We start from the raw sequence: 15557 nt of genomic DNA, 5'->3' as shown, positions 1-15557 counted from the left end.
CCTATGTAAATAGTCTGGTTAACACTACTATTTTGGCGCATTGACGCCGTATTAGGGAGCGTCCATCTCATCACCCATCTTTAAAAAGTAGCAAAACAGCTGTTTTGTTCTAAGCTTTAAGGTACTTAAAAAACCAAGGATGGTCTGTTATGCCTCAGCCACGTAAAACTCAAATTAGTCTAATTGATACCCCTTATTACCATTGTGTTTCTCGCTGTGTTCGTCGTTCCTTTTTGTGCGGTGAAGATAAGTTTACCGGCCAAAGTTACGAACATCGCAGAGGGTGGGTAGAAGAGCGGTTGTTGTTTCTAGGGTCGGTGTTTGCTATCGATATTTGTGCTTATGCGGTAATGAGTAATCATACCCATGTAGTGCTGTGTGTGGATAAAGATATGGCTGATAGTTGGTCGATGAAAGAAGTGATAAAACGCTGGCATCTACTGTACCAAGGTACGCTTTTGAGTCAAAAGTATCGAAGAGGCGGCACTCTCAGCAAAAGCGAAATTATTAGCCTAGAAGAAACAGTGACGATTTACCGTCAACGTTTGTTCGACATCAGTTGGCTCATGCGCAACCTTAATGAATACATAGCCCGTGAAGCGAATAAAGAGGATGGTTGTACGGGAAGATTTTGGGAAGGGCGATTCAAATCTCAAGCGTTGTTAGATGAAAGTGCGGTGTTAGCTTGTATGGCTTATGTTGATTTAAACCCAATTCGCGCCAAGATGAACAGAACACCTGAAACGTCAAAATACACAAGTATCCAGCAACGAATTCACTCACTCATCAAAGGAGAACAACCCAGAAAACTCATGCGATTTGTGGGCAATCACAGACAAGACATGTCCAAAGGTATTGCCTATAACCTGATTGATTACTGTGAATTAGTGGATTGCACCGGTAAATGTATTCGAGAGGATAAAGCAGGGCACATCGAGCATCACAACAGCCCCATACTGGAGCGCCTTGGCCTAAACTCAGAGCAATGGTTAACGCTGACTACAGAGTTCGAGAAACATTTCAACATAGCAGTAGGCAGTGAACACATGCTACAACAATTCAAACAACACACAGACCATAAACGTATACGAGGGATGGAAAAGGCCAGGATTTTATTACAACACGCCTGAAAAGTTAAACATTGCACATCATCAAACCTCCCAGCACTGCGTGCTCCAAACATGCTGCCTGTAAATTGAGCTCGCCCTTAAATTAAACTGTTTTCATCGCGTCCCCTCGCTAATTATTTCTAATTCCCTAATTTTAAAACCAAAAAATGGGAATACCTACATCAGTTTGAGCTTGTTGATTCTGCTGTTATTGGGTACTTTATTATCTTGGGTGTCTAAAGAAAATTCTCTAAAGAAAATTCTTATTTAGCCGTTTATGGCGTCGTTAATTTAAAATCGCCCCGTGGTATTTCGAAACCCTTTAGGTTACACTTTGTTTCATGATTAAAAGCTTTATCCATAAAGGTCTTCAAAAGTTCTATTCATCAGGTAGCACTTCTGGAATCCAGAAGAAGCATGAGAAAAAGTTGCGCCTGATTCTAACTAACTTGGATCAAGCAGAAACTCCAGACGATATGGATTTACCTGGTTTATTTATGCATGAGCTTAAAGGTAACAGAAAAGGTATATGGTCTGTGCGCGTAAGTGGTAACTGGAGAGTTACTTATCGCTTCGTTGGTAAGGATGCTGAAATTGTAAATTACGAGGATTATCACTAATGGCAATGTTTAACCCTGCACACCCCGGTGAAATTATCAAAGAGCTAGTAATTGAGTCTTTAGGTTTAACCATTACAGACGTTGCAAGTCACCTAGATGTTAGCCGTAAAACGCTATCTAAAGTTTTAAATGCTCGTGGCTCAGTTACTCCTGAAATGGCATTACGGCTAGAGTTGGCTTTTGGTAAACCGTCTGCTGATCATTGGTTGAGACTTCAAAATGCTTATGACCTTTGGCAAACAAGACAACAAAAAGAGTCGCTACACGTATTGCCATACAACTTTCAAGCGGCATAAATAAATTTAACAAGGCGTTCAAATAGGTTCAGTAATATTGTCACCTTTGCTGCAAAGAAAGGCAGCAAAGCCGCCAACATCACTGCACCAATTAACGCGACGTTAGATGTCATATCACTATCGCGTAGCATTTTAATTTTATAGTTAATAAAACAAAAAAAGTTGGGAGTTTGAACAATGAAAGATTCAAGGAATGAAATAGCTAAATACGGAATAACTTTTGGAACTGCATTATCTATCGCCATTTCATGGAGTGCCAACAAATCTGTATTATGGGCAATCTTGCACGGTTTCTTATCTTGGTTTTATGTCATATGGCATGTAGTTACACGATAAATAATTAAGTGTTTTTTTCATGCGTTAATCGTTTTATTAAACGCATGAGCACATAACAAGGCGCTAACTCGTTCCCTTAATTGCACGCTATATACATTTGAAAAATGGAGTTTTAATGAAAACACTCATTTGCGCAGTACTTCTCATTTGTTGTTCGTTTTCTGCACATACCAAAGAATTCGACCTGCACAAATTTGCTAAGCATTATTTCGAAACTATGATTGCAACCCAAGCCCCAAATGCTAAACCAGAGCAGTTAGAAGCTTATCTTGCTTTGCTTACCGAGGATGTGGGTCATTCTCACTTGCCATATGTTGTTGATGATTCCCGCTTACCTGATGGAAAAGAGTCCATGAGAAAAGGCATGACTTTTTATTTAGGGGCCCATTCTGAATACAACGCCACACTGCTGAATGTATTTGTTTTTAATCAATCGGCCATTGCTATTCGTTATAAGAATTACGCTAAAGGTATTCATCCACAAAATAGTCAAGCTATAGAGTATTCTCAGATCATGATGGAAATTCTAGAAATGGAAGGAGATAAGGTTGCTGTAATTCGTAAATACCACGAGTAATCTTTATATAACAAAAGCCTTAACTTCGACAATGTTGCATTGTTTTGGCTTTGGCAAACTACGAAACATTCTATGCCAATATATTGGGTGTCTAAATAAGATTTGTGGTGCCTGTTAAAGCAATAGGGCACCCAGAGAAGCATATTAATTGGCGTTTAAACAGGCTATGACGCATTATGCGTCGCACTAGCCATGCTCGATCATACTGATGCAGTCGCATGTTATATAAAAATTGGAGCATAAAATTAGTGGGTAAAAATATCGATAAAGCTGTTTCTTCCATTCATGCAGTCAAGAAATGGATGTCGTTTGTTGTGCTTATATTGATGACAATAATTGTTGCTATCGCGATAGTAGAGCTGGGTATCATTCTTTATTTAGATTTGTTTGACCCAACAGATGATGTGCTTTTTCTAGAAATTGATGAATTGTTTAAAATTTTTGGTTTCTTTTTCATTATTCTCATCGGGTTCGAACTAGTAGAGACAGTTGAAATGTATTTCAAAGATAATGTTATACATGCAGAGGTCGTTTTATTAGTGGCAGTTATCGCTGTTTCTAGAAAAGTGATTTTACTCGATTTAGAAAAATATGACCCCTTATCTATCATAGGCTTAGGGTTTATTATCATAGCTTTAGGTGGCTGTTATTGGTTTATTAAGCATAGTTATAGAAGTGCAAATACTCGCTGATTTGCTGCCCAAACGCGAGTGTTTGGGCATTATTCGAAGCGTTATATCTAAAGGATAGTCATGCACAAACTGGCAGTATTAAGTTCAATAATAATAGCCTGTATTTTTTCAGTTGGGGTTAAAAGTGAAGAATGTAATATTGCAGGTGTTTGGGAGCATTCGGCTAAACCTGCGACACTTTTTATTGATTTAACTAAAGGTGAAATATCAGTTCATTCCCACGACTTAAACCCTAAATCAATTGGTTTAGTGGTTTTAAAGAGTATTAAACTCAGTTCAACGACGTCTTCTTGGGATGCAAAAATGTACAGTGCCACTGTAGACACATTTGTTGATGTTCTAATAACGTCAAAAAGCTGTAATCAATTAAGTGTTGGTTTTCAGGGTGATGAAATTCTAGGACTAGTTAGGTAATTAACCAATCACTAATTATTTAAGGGATATAAACTTTTCACCCTATGAAAATTAATAGGACGAACTATGGGTTTAAGTTGATATAACTACCGTCAAAAGGCGTAGAGTGCGCCGAAAAACCCGTTAACAGCGCCACTGCCATCAACAATCGGACTGTTTTTTAAATCTGTGGGCAGAGATTGCCAACGCTTGTTTGCTACCAAATTCCGACCCGCGGGGTCAGGTTCGTTGAAATCGACAGGGGCAGAGACGTTGATTGATCAAAAGTTCAGCGAGTGCTCCTGGCATAAAGCGCCAGAAGCCTAAATAGCCATGCCCATCTGTTTTAGGCTGTGAACCAGAGCGACAAGTTAGCCACTTGATTTAGCTAACTCAGGCTCAACGTCCTTTCTTTTTGAACGCATGTCTTCCCTTATCATCACTAGTGCTGGAATAAGAAATAGGATTATCACACTGGCGAACACAATTCCGGTGGCTAAGCTGACCGCCATTGGGATCAGAAACTGCGCCTGTGTACTGGTTTCGAACAGCATAGGTGTTAGGCCAAGTGCAGTGGTGGCTGTTGTCAGAAATATTGCACGAAACCTGCGCCGAGATGCTTCGACGACTGCTTTGGCGTTTTCCCATCCTTCATCAACAAGTTTGTTGTAACGATCTAGCAACACCAGTGAATCGTTAACGACCACACCACTGAGTGCGACTATTCCGAAGATAGAAATAAAGGATAGGTTGTAACCCAACAGATAGTGCCCAACCAAAGCTCCTGCGGCTCCAAAAGGTACCCCAGCTAATATGATGAGCGGTTGTGAGTAGCTTTTTAATTGAGATGCCATCATTGCAAAAATTATCAATAGTGCGACTAGGGTCAACCTGCCCAATGAAGACAGATCATTTGATTGTTCACGGCCTGATCCAGATTGGCGCACTTGTAGACCTGGAAATTGTTGTTTAAGCGCAGGTAAAAATTGTTCTAATATTTCTGTATTAGCTAAGCTTGGGGTGTTCACCGCATCGTCTACCTGACCTGAAACCGAGACAATTCTTAGACCATCAATACGGTTAATGGCAGACAAACTTCTGGATTCTGTGACTTGAGCAACACTTAATAGAGGTGCTTCGCTACCGTCGGCAAGCCGAATACGTGCATCAAACAAATCTGTGGTAGAGCTGCGGTTAGTCTTAGGATAACGCACCATCACTTTGAGCTCTTCGCGACCGCGTTGAATACGTTGCACTTCTTCACCAAAAAAGTTTCGGCGAAGTTGCCTAGCAATATCGGTTGGGGTGAGTCCAGCAGCTTCACCTGTGGGAGTTAACGTTATATCAAGTTGCCTTTTACCAATACTGTTTGAATCTTGAACTTCGTAGACGCCATCAATGGTTTCGTAACTAGCCCTCAAGTTAGAAACAGCTTGTTCAAGAATTTCACCATCTTGATGAGCTAGTTCAAACTCTAGATCAGCTTGACCACCAAAAAAGTCAGCGATATAAGAGAGTCGTTCGACACCGGGAATATCACCTACTTCGGATCGCCATAAACGCTCTAATTCTTTTGCGTTGCGGGTTCTTGGCGGCTCAGGCCCTAGTGTTATTTGTACTGACGCAAGATGGCTCGCTATTGTCATGCCACTGCCACCGCCGGGTCCGCCGCCTGATCTTGTTTGTCCACCTATAGTGACGCTAATTGATTCGAAAGCAGCACCATCGAGGCGTGCATTTACCGTATTCGCAGCTTCGACCATTTGATTAGCGGCGTTTTGGGTTGATTCAAATGGCGTACCGATAGGGAATTCAACTGTGGCCCGAATGGAATTTGCTTCCAATGATGGAAAGAATAAGAACCGCACAGCACCACTGCCCACTAATAACCCAGCGAGGACTAGCAATCCGATACCACCCATTAATGTGAGGTAACGAAAGCGCACAGCGCGCGCTACCGCTGGTGCCAATACATTAGTGCGGAACTGATCAACCTTGGCTGATACCGCATTTTGTATTTTATCTAGAGGCCAACGACTCCAATTTCCACCGTTAGCTAAGTGCGACGGTAAGATAAGGAATGCTTCAATCAGTGACATTGCCAGCACCAGAATAACTACTACCGGCACCACCCCAAGAATTTGTCCAAATGTTCCGGTGACAAACAACAAAGGTGCAAAAGCCGCCATTGTGGTAAATACGCCAACCATCACAGGTCCAATTACGGCATTAACTCCATCCATTGCGGCTTGCATGCCAGTTTTGCCATTTTCTTGTTCGCTAATAATACTTTCGCCCACCACCACTGCATCGTCAACGACGATCCCCAGTACAATAATCAAGGCAAACAGGGAAATCATATTGATGTTGATAGCAAAGGCATCAAAAAATAAAAATGCACCCAAAAATGAGATGGGCACACCCATGGCAACCCAAAGGGCAAGCCTTAAATCAAGCATGATCACAAGGAAAAGGAAAACCAAGGCAAAGCCAAGCAATCCGTTTCTCAGTAACAAACCAATACGTTCCTCGAGGGTCTTGGTTTGATCATTCCAAACAGATACGTCGATACCGGGTGGCGGAGTATAATCCGCTAGAAATGTCTTGATCTCATCGGCTATGACAAGTACATCTTCGGCTTCTGATTTTTGAATTTTTACCAGTACACTCTCGCGACCATTAAATTGATTGATAAGGTCTACGTCGACAAACCCATCCCTGACGGTCGCTACATCAGATACTCTTAGTACACTGCCATCTGGATCGGCGCGAAGTACAATATTTTCAAAGGCACCACCAGTCGTGCCCTTAGTGTTGGTACGAAGTAATAAATCGCCCCCTTGGGTTTGAATCTGTCCTGAAGATAAGTTGATAGAAGAACGACGGATGGTGTTGGCGACTTCTGACATGGTGAGGTCGTAGCGGCGCAGCGTATCTTCACTTATTTCAATCGCTATTTCGTAATCCTTCGCGCCGATGAGTGACACCAGTGATACACCAGGCAGTGCCAATAGTTCTTGCTCAACTCTCTCAGCGCCGCGCCTGAGTTCACGTTCGCCCATTTCTGAGCTGACGACTATGGTCAATACATCTGACAAGGTTTCAGCGCGAACTACTTTAGGTTGCTCTGCGTCCTCTGGTGGAAAATCGATAAGTTGCTCAACTGCGGCTTCTGCGTCGTCGCGGACCTTGTCGGCGTCGACAAAATCTTTTAATTCAAGCGTAACCGAACCGAGGTTTTCTGACGCTCGAGAAATTACACGGTCAACCCCATCGATACCAAAAACCGCTTCTTCGACTCGCCTAGTAATACCTTCCTCAACCTCAGTGGGTGTTGCTCCGGGATAAACCACTGAAATGCTCACAGTACCCGGATCAATCGTTGGAAAGACCTGGGCCGTTAGCCCAATTGCCGACAACAAACCGCCTACGAGCAAAATCACCATAAGAAGATTGCCAGCTACTGGATTGTTAGCAAAATATGCAATCAAACCTTTATGGGTGTCTTTGGAAGGTGTTTCGGGTTGTATTTCTTTATGGTCAGTCATCAGTTAGCCTCTACCGAGCGAACAGCCATTCCATCACGGGCACCAGGAACAGTGCCAGTAACGATTCCGTCTGCATATTCGAATGCTTCAACCAGATATTGGCCATTGCTGCGGCCTAAGATTGTTGCTGAGATACTCTCGATAACGCCATTTTTTACTATCCAAAAAGCTTGTCCTACTTGCAGCGCGCTTTCTGGCAGCCTAAAGGTACTATCGATTACTGGTCCACTCAAACTGACAGATGCGAAGGTTCCAGGTGTTAATGATTGGTTATCAGTTACTGTTAGGAAAACTTGGGAGAACTGAGTACGTGAATTTCGTTCAGCGGCTATTCTGTCTATGCGACCCTCAAAGGTGACTCCATCGACCGTGATCATCGCAGTGCGGTTTTTTGCCGGGGTTATTTTTGCCAGTTCTTGTGGTGCAAGGGAAATGACAATTTCAATTGCGTCTAGGGCATAAACTCGACCAAACGATTGACCCGCATTTAATATTTGACCTTCATCGGCTGAACTTTCAACCACTCTTCCTGAAAATGGTAGCGAGTACACACTGCGTTCAAGGTTTACTTGAGCAATGTCACGGCGGGCAACGGCGGCTTGCAGTTGTGCCTTGGCTCGGGTGATTTGAGGTTCTTTTGCGATAAGCGGTGGCACGTCTTTTCCTGGATTCAGACGTTGGTAACTGGTGATATCAACTGAAGCTTCAGCTTGACTCAACTGAAGTGATGCTTGTGCAGAGGTAACGTCGGCCTGAACTTGGGCTAAAGCAAGGGTAAAGTCTCGTTGCTCAAGGGTGACTAATGTCTCACCTGCAGAGAACTTACCACCATTTCGTAATGAATCAGAAGTGGCAACCACTCTTCCAGAAACCTGCGAGGTGAGTGTTACATAGCTGCGAACGGAAACAGAACCGGTTGACGCAACCGTTAGTTGCTCAGATGAAACAGACGGTTTTACCACTGAAACTAGTGGAATCGGTTTACTGGAGTCGGATGAAAAATTTTGTGGTGGTGCTGAATCTGTTTGATCAGGTGCCCTCGAATAGACAAACGCTAAAACCATCAGAACAATGACACCCAAAACTTGGAGAACACCGATTATTGGTTTTTTTCTTTTGGTTACCGTCATATATTTTTCTCGAATTGTCTGCAGTGATGCCATTAATAGCTATACAAGTCCTGTCTACGGAACTTGTGCCTTTATAGACCACAAAAAATATTCTGTTTCACTTAGAAATCATGGTTAGGTGCTAACTAATCGCTAAAGTTGACTGATCTAAATATATTGTCGTCGGATGTTGTTTGTATTTATTCATGTTGCGATAGATTTTTTAAACAAAACACCTGACACGGAGTGAAGTTAACTTTCTCGGTGAAGGTCAGCTTCTCTTATATGCCACGTTCTTTACTCCTAGTTTAAAATAGTGGTGCAGAAACACTTCTATCCAATTAATCACAGTGCTTTAGCGACTAAACTTTTGGCATGTTCAAAAAGAGGCACAACAGCAGGGTGTTTTAATTTACGTTCGGGAGACAGCAGATATAAATGTTCTTTTATGTCTGTAGTGCGTCCTACAAGTTCTACGTCATATTGCTCGGTCACGTGTTTCTCAATGGATGAAGGTGTGCAAAATACACCGTACCCTGCCTGACCAAAAAGTTTAGTTAAGGCGCTGTCTTCAAACTCCGCCTTTATATTCGGTTGAATATTCAATGAATCAAACCAGGTCATTAAATTTTGCCGCTGCACTGATTTTTCGCCAGATATTAAAAAATCTTGATGATGAAGCGAATGAGGAAAGTGGGGTTGGAGAGATTCGGCAATCTCTTTTTGGGCAAAAAAGGATACGCCGCCTTCACCAATAATATGACTATAGGCTTTAACATGTGACCCTGGTTGTAATGGGCGGTCAGATAGAATGACATCCAATTTATTCACGGCCAATTCTGCAGTTAAGCTGTCTAGGTCGCTTTCTTTACACACCAACCGAATATTTTCTTGTCCGTCAAAACAAGAGCGGAATAAATCAAAAGCCAATACTTTTGGTAGAGCATCGGTAATGCCTACCGTAAATACTTGCTGTGCCCCTTGATATTGGCCTTTTATTGTTTGTTGTAATTCATCGCCTAACCCAAAGATGTCACGTGCATAATTGTATGTAAGCTCACCACGCTCGTTCAAAATTAGTTTTTTCCCAACACGGTCGAAAAGCAAAAATCCAAAGGCATTTTCTAACAGGCCAATCTGTCCGCTTATGGTTTGTGGGGTTAAATTCAACTGCTTCGATGCGCTGGCAATACTGCCTTCGGTTGCAGTGACATAGAAATAATACAAATGGTGATAATTTAACTGTGCCAAAATAAAAATCCTATCTTTTCAGATGCCTGGCATTAATATCAGTTTAAAACTGATGATATGCAAGTTTTAATCGACTTTACTTGCCTTGGTGTGATCCGTATAAAGGCAGGTTGTCGCAACATTAGGAGCTCTAAATGCCCCAAACTATAAAGAATTTTTTCCAGCATGAAGCCGCCAGTGGCTTTATTCTGGTGTTCGCTGCTTTGATTGCCATGATTATGGCTAACAGCCCTCTTAACACTCTCTATAATGGGTTGTTGGAAATACCTGTCAGTGTGCGTTTTGGTGGTTTTGAAATTGCTAAACCTCTTATTCTATGGGTGAACGATGGCCTGATGGCTATTTTCTTCTTTTTGGTTGGTTTAGAAATCAAGCGAGAAATTTTGGGGGGGAACTTATCCTCACCAGCGCAAATTACCTTGCCAGCAGTGGCAGCTATAGCGGGTATTGCTTTTCCTGCTTTGATCTACGTTTGGTTTAACGCCCATGACCCAGTGGCCATGCGTGGCTGGGCAATCCCGTCTGCTACTGATATTGCTTTTGCGGTGGGTGTATTCACTATTTTTGGTAAGTCATTACCTTTGAGTTTGAAGTTGTTTTTACTTAGCGTGGCAATTTTTGATGATATCGGTGCCATTGTAATTATTGCATTGTTTTATTCGCAAGATTTATCTACCACATCACTCGTTGTGGCGATAACCGGCTTAGTGGTGTTATTTCTTTTAAACAGGTTCCAAGTACGTACTCAAGCCGCTTACATTTTGGTGGGTGTTGTGGTGTGGGCCGCGGTATTAAAATCTGGGGTACATGCTACTTTAGCCGGTTTTGCTTTAGCTTGGTTTATCCCGATGACAGTCAAAAACGAAGATGGTCACCCAATGCTTGAACACATGGAGCATAAGCTACATCCATGGGTTGGCTTTTTTGTGTTGCCAGTATTTGCTTTTGCCAATGCCGGCGTATCCTTTATTGGTGCCAGCTTAGACAATATTTTTAATCCTATTACCCTCGGTATAGCCGCTGGTTTGTTTATCGGTAAACAGGTGGGTATTTTTGGAATTTGTTGGTTAACCGTCAAAGCTGGTTTCGCCAAATTACCTAAAGATGCGACTTGGCCTCAGTTATATGGTGTGACCTTATTGTGTGGTATTGGTTTTACCATGAGCCTATTTATTGGTTCGTTAGCGTTTGAAGAGCAGCCACTGGATTATCAGGTCAGTGTAAAAGTGGGGGTCTTGGTGGGATCGCTATTATCAGCGGTTATTGGTGCCTTTATCTTGGCTAAAGTGGGTAAAAAAGAAACGTCATTAGTTTAGGAAAGAGAGTAAATATGACAAAGGTTGGGTGATGTTGAATATTGTGTGAACTTACGTTGGCAAACTCAGTCAGAGATACTTCACATTACGTAAAAGGATATTTCGTTGAAAAAATTCTCTCTGTTTGTTTTGGCTGTTTTATTAAGCTCACCATCTTTATCCTATGCAAAAATAGAGGTGGTGCCTCTGATTAAGACCGAAGAGGGTCACCTTGAAATACACGCCTCAATTAATGGCGTTAACGCTAAGTTTTTACTTGATACCGGGGCAACCGGAAGCCTAATCGATAGTAATAAACTGAGTGTTTTTGGTATTGAAATAGGCCAAGAAAAAATAAATGGTGTGCGCATTGGTGATGAACAAACCGGCAGAATCGACATCTTTCCAGTGCAGATAAAACAATTTTCCATCGGTAACACACAGCTCAATATTAGCTCTATTTATGCAAACGACTCATCTGGGCAATTTGAAAAAGATGTGATGGGGCTTATTGGTTATGATGCTTTAGCCGAGTCGAGGGCTTTGTTAGATGTGAAAAACCTACAATTGCTCATCCCTGAAAAACAAGGTGATGTACAAGCCTGGCTAAGTGATACATTTAACAATGCTTTCACCGCTATTGATTTACACAAATCAGCAATGGGATTTAGCTTTGTTGATGCTAAGTTGGGCGATAAATACGTAAGATTATTGATTGATACGGGGCATCTGAACTGGTTTTAGATGAGTCTACATTGGTCCAATTTGGCTATGCCTTAACACCTCACCCTACAGCAAAAACTGTGGTTGCAGAGGGCATAGAGTTACCTATGAAAGTACTCAACAAAGGTCGAGTAACCATTGCAGATAAGGTGTTGGAAGATGATTTTTTCACCACTGATTTTACTGCGTTATTAAACGCAATAAATGTTAAAGGTCAGCCGCGCTTTATTGGCATATTAGGCAATAAACATTTGGTCCAGATGAACACCATTATTGATGTGGCTAACGGCAAGCTGTAAATCAAAAACTAATGCAAAAATGCCGCTTTAGTTGGGCGGCAATTGCTTTTTTAACTGCGGCTTTGACTGAGTCTTCAAGTTTTATCAATTCATTATGCGAAATGACATTAACTACGCTTTGGCGATTAATAAATCGATAAAGGCGTCAGTTTTTGGGTTGATAATCTGCCGTGCCCTGTCTGCCTCAAACCAGCTGATTACCCGCTGAATGCCTTCGGCGTATGTGATTTTGGGGTTAAACTGGGGCACGATTGACCTTATCTTACTGTTGTCAAAAATCGCAGTGACTGATTTATCGCCTAAAAGCGTACCTGTATAGTCGCTGTTTAGGGCGCATATTTTGTCAGAGGTCACATGTACTATTTTAGCTTCTACCCCAACGGCAGCCGCGGTTTGTTGATAAATTTCATTCCAACTTAAAAACAGATCTGAAGTGATATGATAATCTTCGCCAAGGGTTAACGGATTACCTAATAATCCGCAAAACCCCACGGCAAAATCATCGGCATGGGTCAGTGTCCACAAAGCATTACCATCACCTTGCACCACAATGGGCTTGCCAGCTTTCATACGCGCCACCGCGGTGTATTCTGTCCATCCACCAATAGTCAGGGGGATAACGCGAGAATAGGTATGTGAGGGACGCACAATGGTCACGGGAAAGTCAGTTTGTTGATATGCTGCCAATAAAAATTCTTCGGCGGCAATTTTATCCCTTGAATATTGCCAAAATGGGTTAGCCAAAGGAGTGTTTTCTGTAATGATGGGGGTAGGGCCAGGGTTTTGATAACAAGATGCCGAACTAATAAATACGTATTGTTTAGTCTTAGAGGTAAACAAGGCCACATCTCGCGCCACATCACTTTTTGTAAAGGCGATCCAATTGACTACAACGTCCCACTCGTGACTCTGTAATTGAGATTTAACCTGAGCTTCATGGTTAATGTCAGCTTTAATATAATGAGCGCCAACTAACTCTGCACACTGCCCGCTGCGGTTAAGTAGCCATAATTCGTGGCCTTGCTCGAGTAGTCGTTGGCTGCTGGATAAGCTGATATTTCCTGAGCCGCCAATAAACAGTATTTTCACTATAATTTCGCCTAACAAAACCCTGAGAATATCAGTTTAGTTATTGATTTTCAGTGACAATTGTATTTGGAGGGGGAATTACTGATTGGGGCTGAAAAAGATGGTAGTACCTATTTTTATAAGGCACTACCACTAGCGTTGTTATGACATTGCGTGTTTGTATGTGAGCTTGTTACAGAATAAAGCGACTTAGATCTTCATCTTCAACTAGCGCTTCTAAATGTTCGTTGACATAATTAGCATCGATCAAAATTGACTCGCCGCTCTTTTCAGATGCATCGTAAGAAATTTCTTCCATCAATTTTTCCATCACTGTATGCAGGCGTCTTGCGCCAATGTTTTCTGTACGTTCATTTACCTGCCATGCAGCATTTGCAATACGCTCAATGCCATCTTCAGTAAATTTCACGTCCACCCCTTCGGTTTTAAGTAAAGCGACTTGTTGCTCGGTGAGCGATGCATTTGGCTCTGTCAAAATGCGCACAAAGTCGTGGGCAGTTAATGCTGACAGTTCAACTCTGATTGGCAAACGACCTTGTAACTCTGGGATCAAATCAGAAGGCTTACACATTTGAAATGCGCCAGATGCTATAAACAATATATGGTCGGTTTTTACTGTGCCGTGTTTAGTTGAAACTGTTGAGCCTTCGACTAAAGGTAATAAGTCACGTTGTACGCCCTCACGGGATACATCTCCGCCACTGGTAGTGCCTTCGCGCTTACAAATTTTGTCAATTTCATCAATGAACACTATGCCGTTTTGTTCAAGTGAATCGATGGCCGTTTGTTTTAAGTCTTCTTGATTGACTAACTTGCTGGCTTCTTCGTCAATGAGCAACTTAAGGGCATCTTTAACCTTAAGTTTTTTCTTTTTCTTTTCTTTACCCGATAGGTTTTGAAACATACCTTGTAATTGATTGGTCATCTCTTCCATGCCCGGAGGCGCCATAATTTCAACACCCACTTGAGGGGCTGCCACGTCTAGCTCAATTTCTTTATCGTCTAATTGACCCTCACGTAACTTTTTACGAAAAACTTGTCTTGTGCCTTTGTCTTGAGGCTCTTCTTTGTCACCAAAAGCATTTTCTGGTGGTGGCAATAAAGCATCCAAAATGCGCTCTTCTGCCGCTTCTTCAGCGCGAAACTTCACTTTGCTGGTGGCTTGTTCTTTGGTCATTTTGACCGCGATATCAGCCAAGTCACGTATGATGGTTTCTACTTCTTTACCGACATAACCTACTTCGGTAAATTTAGTGGCTTCAACTTTAATAAAAGGTGCGTTGGCTAATTTGGCCAGACGACGAGCAATCTCAGTTTTACCTACACCCGTTGGACCAATCATCAATATATTCTTAGGCGTGACTTCTTGGCGCAACTCTGCACCAAGCTGCATTCTGCGCCAGCGATTTCTAAGGGCAATAGACACCGCTCGTTTCGCATCTTGTTGGCCGATAATGTGACTGTCCAGTTCGTGGACGATTTCTCTTGGGGTCATCTCTGACATAAATAAAACCTTATAATCTGGGTATTAGACAGGCGATAAATATCACGGCGCCTATCAGGAAAGTTACTTAGCCAACTTGATTAGTAGTCAATCGTTTCAACAGTTTGGCTATGGTTGGTAAATACACAAATATTACCTGCAATGGTCAAACTTTTTTCGGCTATTTCTTTGGCTGATAATTCGGTGTTTTCTAATAACGCCATGGCCGCTGACTGGGCAAAATTGCCACCAGAACCTATGGCGATTAAGTCATTTTCTGGCTGAACGACATCACCATTACCGGTAATAATAAATGAGGCTGTTTCGTCAGCTACCGCCAGTAATGCTTCAAGCTTGCGTAAGGCTCGGTCGCTACGCCAGTCTTTTGCCAGCTCAACTGCTGCACGGGTTAAGTTGCCTTGATGAATTTCAAGCTTAGATTCAAAACGCTCAAACAAGGTGAAAGCATCAGCTGTACCGCCAGCAAATCCAGCGAGCACTTTGTTGTTGTATAAGCGACGGACTTTTTTAGCGTTGCCTTTCATTACGGTGTTGCCAAGTGAAACCTGGCCATCACCGGCAATTACTACTTGGTTATTGCGGCGTACAGATACAATTGTAGTCACGAAAATTCCTTTAGTGTCCTATGACAACCAGATGAGATTACATACAAGTTGTCAGCGCTAAGAGTGGGCTAGCGCATTCCCTATTTGAGAAAGCACTGCCGAGTGGTTTAG

16 protein-coding genes are annotated in these 15557 nt (G+C 42.2%); 9 read left to right on the top strand and 7 right to left on the bottom strand.

Annotated elements, in window-relative coordinates; all coding sequences use genetic code 11:
- Nucleotides 1-149: 149 nt before the first annotated feature.
- The 3 genes from QZ488_RS06405 to QZ488_RS06395 all read left to right on the top strand — a co-directional run bounded on the left by QZ488_RS06405 (nucleotide 150) and on the right by QZ488_RS06395 (nucleotide 2025).
- A complete protein-coding gene (locus tag QZ488_RS06405; RefSeq protein WP_293747006.1) occupies nucleotides 150-1130 on the top strand; it encodes a transposase in 981 nt (326 codons plus the stop codon).
- Nucleotides 1131-1450: 320 nt separating this feature from the next.
- Nucleotides 1451-1729 carry a type II toxin-antitoxin system RelE/ParE family toxin gene (locus QZ488_RS06400; protein ID WP_293747005.1) on the top strand — a complete coding sequence of 93 codons (279 nt, stop codon included), beginning with the start codon at nucleotides 1451-1453 and terminating at the stop codon, nucleotides 1727-1729.
- Nucleotides 1729-2025 carry a HigA family addiction module antitoxin gene (locus QZ488_RS06395; RefSeq protein WP_293747004.1) on the top strand — a complete coding sequence of 99 codons (297 nt, stop codon included), beginning with the start codon at nucleotides 1729-1731 and terminating at the stop codon, nucleotides 2023-2025. The genes QZ488_RS06400 and QZ488_RS06395 overlap by 1 nt, the downstream gene beginning before the upstream one ends.
- On the opposite strand, the gene QZ488_RS06390 is transcribed toward QZ488_RS06395, so the two are convergent.
- On the bottom strand, nucleotides 2013-2138 hold the full coding sequence (locus QZ488_RS06390) for a hypothetical protein (RefSeq protein ID WP_293747002.1): 126 nt from the start codon (nucleotides 2136-2138) through the stop codon (nucleotides 2013-2015). The genes QZ488_RS06395 and QZ488_RS06390 overlap by 13 nt on opposite strands.
- Before the next feature lie 338 nt (nucleotides 2139-2476).
- Between QZ488_RS06390 and QZ488_RS06385 the strand changes: the two genes are divergently transcribed.
- The 3 genes from QZ488_RS06385 to QZ488_RS06375 all read left to right on the top strand — a co-directional run bounded on the left by QZ488_RS06385 (nucleotide 2477) and on the right by QZ488_RS06375 (nucleotide 4044).
- Nucleotides 2477-2938: a nuclear transport factor 2 family protein gene (locus QZ488_RS06385; RefSeq protein ID WP_293747001.1), complete on the top strand. Its 462-nt coding sequence runs from the start codon at nucleotides 2477-2479 to the stop codon at nucleotides 2936-2938.
- Between the two features lie 248 nt (nucleotides 2939-3186).
- Nucleotides 3187-3630, top strand: coding sequence for a phosphate-starvation-inducible PsiE family protein (locus QZ488_RS06380; protein ID WP_293746999.1), 444 nt, complete (start codon nucleotides 3187-3189; stop codon nucleotides 3628-3630).
- 60 nt (nucleotides 3631-3690) lie between these two features.
- Nucleotides 3691-4044: a hypothetical protein gene (locus QZ488_RS06375; RefSeq protein ID WP_293746998.1), complete on the top strand. Its 354-nt coding sequence runs from the start codon at nucleotides 3691-3693 to the stop codon at nucleotides 4042-4044.
- Between the two features lie 350 nt (nucleotides 4045-4394).
- Here QZ488_RS06375 and QZ488_RS06370 read toward each other — a convergent pair whose 3' ends face one another.
- The 3 genes from QZ488_RS06370 to nhaR all read right to left on the bottom strand — a co-directional run bounded on the left by QZ488_RS06370 (nucleotide 4395) and on the right by nhaR (nucleotide 9931).
- The gene (locus QZ488_RS06370) at nucleotides 4395-7571 is read right to left on the bottom strand and encodes an efflux RND transporter permease subunit (RefSeq protein WP_293746997.1); all 3177 of its coding nucleotides are present in this window, start codon (nucleotides 7569-7571) and stop codon (nucleotides 4395-4397) included.
- Nucleotides 7571-8701, bottom strand: coding sequence for an efflux RND transporter periplasmic adaptor subunit (locus QZ488_RS06365; protein WP_293746995.1), 1131 nt, complete (start codon nucleotides 8699-8701; stop codon nucleotides 7571-7573). The genes QZ488_RS06370 and QZ488_RS06365 overlap by 1 nt, the downstream gene beginning before the upstream one ends.
- A 324-nt stretch (nucleotides 8702-9025) precedes the next feature.
- The gene (gene nhaR / locus QZ488_RS06360) at nucleotides 9026-9931 is read right to left on the bottom strand and encodes a transcriptional activator NhaR (RefSeq protein ID WP_293746994.1); all 906 of its coding nucleotides are present in this window, start codon (nucleotides 9929-9931) and stop codon (nucleotides 9026-9028) included.
- A gap of 134 nt (nucleotides 9932-10065) precedes the next feature.
- On the opposite strand from nhaR, the gene nhaA reads away from it, so the two are divergent.
- From nhaA to QZ488_RS06345, 3 genes are all read left to right on the top strand, one after another.
- Nucleotides 10066-11247: a Na+/H+ antiporter NhaA gene (gene nhaA, locus QZ488_RS06355; RefSeq protein WP_293746992.1), complete on the top strand. Its 1182-nt coding sequence runs from the start codon at nucleotides 10066-10068 to the stop codon at nucleotides 11245-11247.
- Between the two features lie 105 nt (nucleotides 11248-11352).
- Nucleotides 11353-11970, top strand: a complete 618-nt coding sequence (locus QZ488_RS06350) for a retropepsin-like aspartic protease (RefSeq protein WP_293746991.1) — start codon at nucleotides 11353-11355, stop codon at nucleotides 11968-11970.
- A gap of 11 nt (nucleotides 11971-11981) precedes the next feature.
- Nucleotides 11982-12248 carry a hypothetical protein gene (locus tag QZ488_RS06345; protein ID WP_293746990.1) on the top strand — a complete coding sequence of 89 codons (267 nt, stop codon included), beginning with the start codon at nucleotides 11982-11984 and terminating at the stop codon, nucleotides 12246-12248.
- 111 nt (nucleotides 12249-12359) lie between these two features.
- Here the strand turns inward: QZ488_RS06345 and QZ488_RS06340 are convergent, their stop codons facing one another.
- The 3 genes from QZ488_RS06340 to hslV all read right to left on the bottom strand — a co-directional run bounded on the left by QZ488_RS06340 (nucleotide 12360) and on the right by hslV (nucleotide 15446).
- Nucleotides 12360-13337 (bottom strand): NAD-dependent epimerase/dehydratase family protein, encoded by a 978-nt coding sequence (locus QZ488_RS06340; protein WP_293746989.1) that lies wholly within the window; start codon nucleotides 13335-13337, stop codon nucleotides 12360-12362.
- Between the two features lie 172 nt (nucleotides 13338-13509).
- Nucleotides 13510-14841, bottom strand: coding sequence for an HslU--HslV peptidase ATPase subunit (gene hslU / locus QZ488_RS06335; protein ID WP_293746988.1), 1332 nt, complete (start codon nucleotides 14839-14841; stop codon nucleotides 13510-13512).
- An 80-nt stretch (nucleotides 14842-14921) separates the two neighbouring features.
- Nucleotides 14922-15446 (bottom strand): ATP-dependent protease subunit HslV, encoded by a 525-nt coding sequence (gene hslV / locus QZ488_RS06330; RefSeq protein ID WP_293746987.1) that lies wholly within the window; start codon nucleotides 15444-15446, stop codon nucleotides 14922-14924.
- Nucleotides 15447-15557: the final 111 nt, after the last annotated feature.

This window comes from uncultured Paraglaciecola sp. (assembly GCF_913020055.1).
In the GTDB taxonomy this organism is placed as follows: Bacteria; Pseudomonadota; Gammaproteobacteria; order Enterobacterales; family Alteromonadaceae; genus Paraglaciecola.
The sequence above is the reverse complement of the archived record's forward strand: the minus strand, read 5'-3'. Positions and strand labels throughout refer to the sequence as shown.

Excerpts from the sequence above, each read along its gene's own strand:
- QZ488_RS06385 (WP_293747001.1), top strand. The coding sequence starts at position 2,477 with ATGAAAACACTCATTTGCGCAGTACTTCTCATTTGTTGTTCGTTTTCT.
- QZ488_RS06400 (WP_293747005.1), top strand. The coding sequence starts at position 1,451 with ATGATTAAAAGCTTTATCCATAAAGGTCTTCAAAAGTTCTATTCATCA.
- hslU (WP_293746988.1), bottom strand. The coding sequence starts at position 14,841 with ATGTCAGAGATGACCCCAAGAGAAATCGTCCACGAACTGGACAGTCAC.
- QZ488_RS06365 (WP_293746995.1), bottom strand. The coding sequence starts at position 8,701 with ATGACGGTAACCAAAAGAAAAAAACCAATAATCGGTGTTCTCCAAGTT.
- QZ488_RS06390 (WP_293747002.1), bottom strand. The coding sequence starts at position 2,138 with ATGACATCTAACGTCGCGTTAATTGGTGCAGTGATGTTGGCGGCTTTG.
- nhaA (WP_293746992.1), top strand. The coding sequence starts at position 10,066 with ATGCCCCAAACTATAAAGAATTTTTTCCAGCATGAAGCCGCCAGTGGC.
- QZ488_RS06405 (WP_293747006.1), top strand. The coding sequence starts at position 150 with ATGCCTCAGCCACGTAAAACTCAAATTAGTCTAATTGATACCCCTTAT.
- QZ488_RS06395 (WP_293747004.1), top strand. The coding sequence starts at position 1,729 with ATGGCAATGTTTAACCCTGCACACCCCGGTGAAATTATCAAAGAGCTA.
- QZ488_RS06370 (WP_293746997.1), bottom strand. The coding sequence starts at position 7,571 with ATGACTGACCATAAAGAAATACAACCCGAAACACCTTCCAAAGACACC.
- QZ488_RS06375 (WP_293746998.1), top strand. The coding sequence starts at position 3,691 with ATGCACAAACTGGCAGTATTAAGTTCAATAATAATAGCCTGTATTTTT.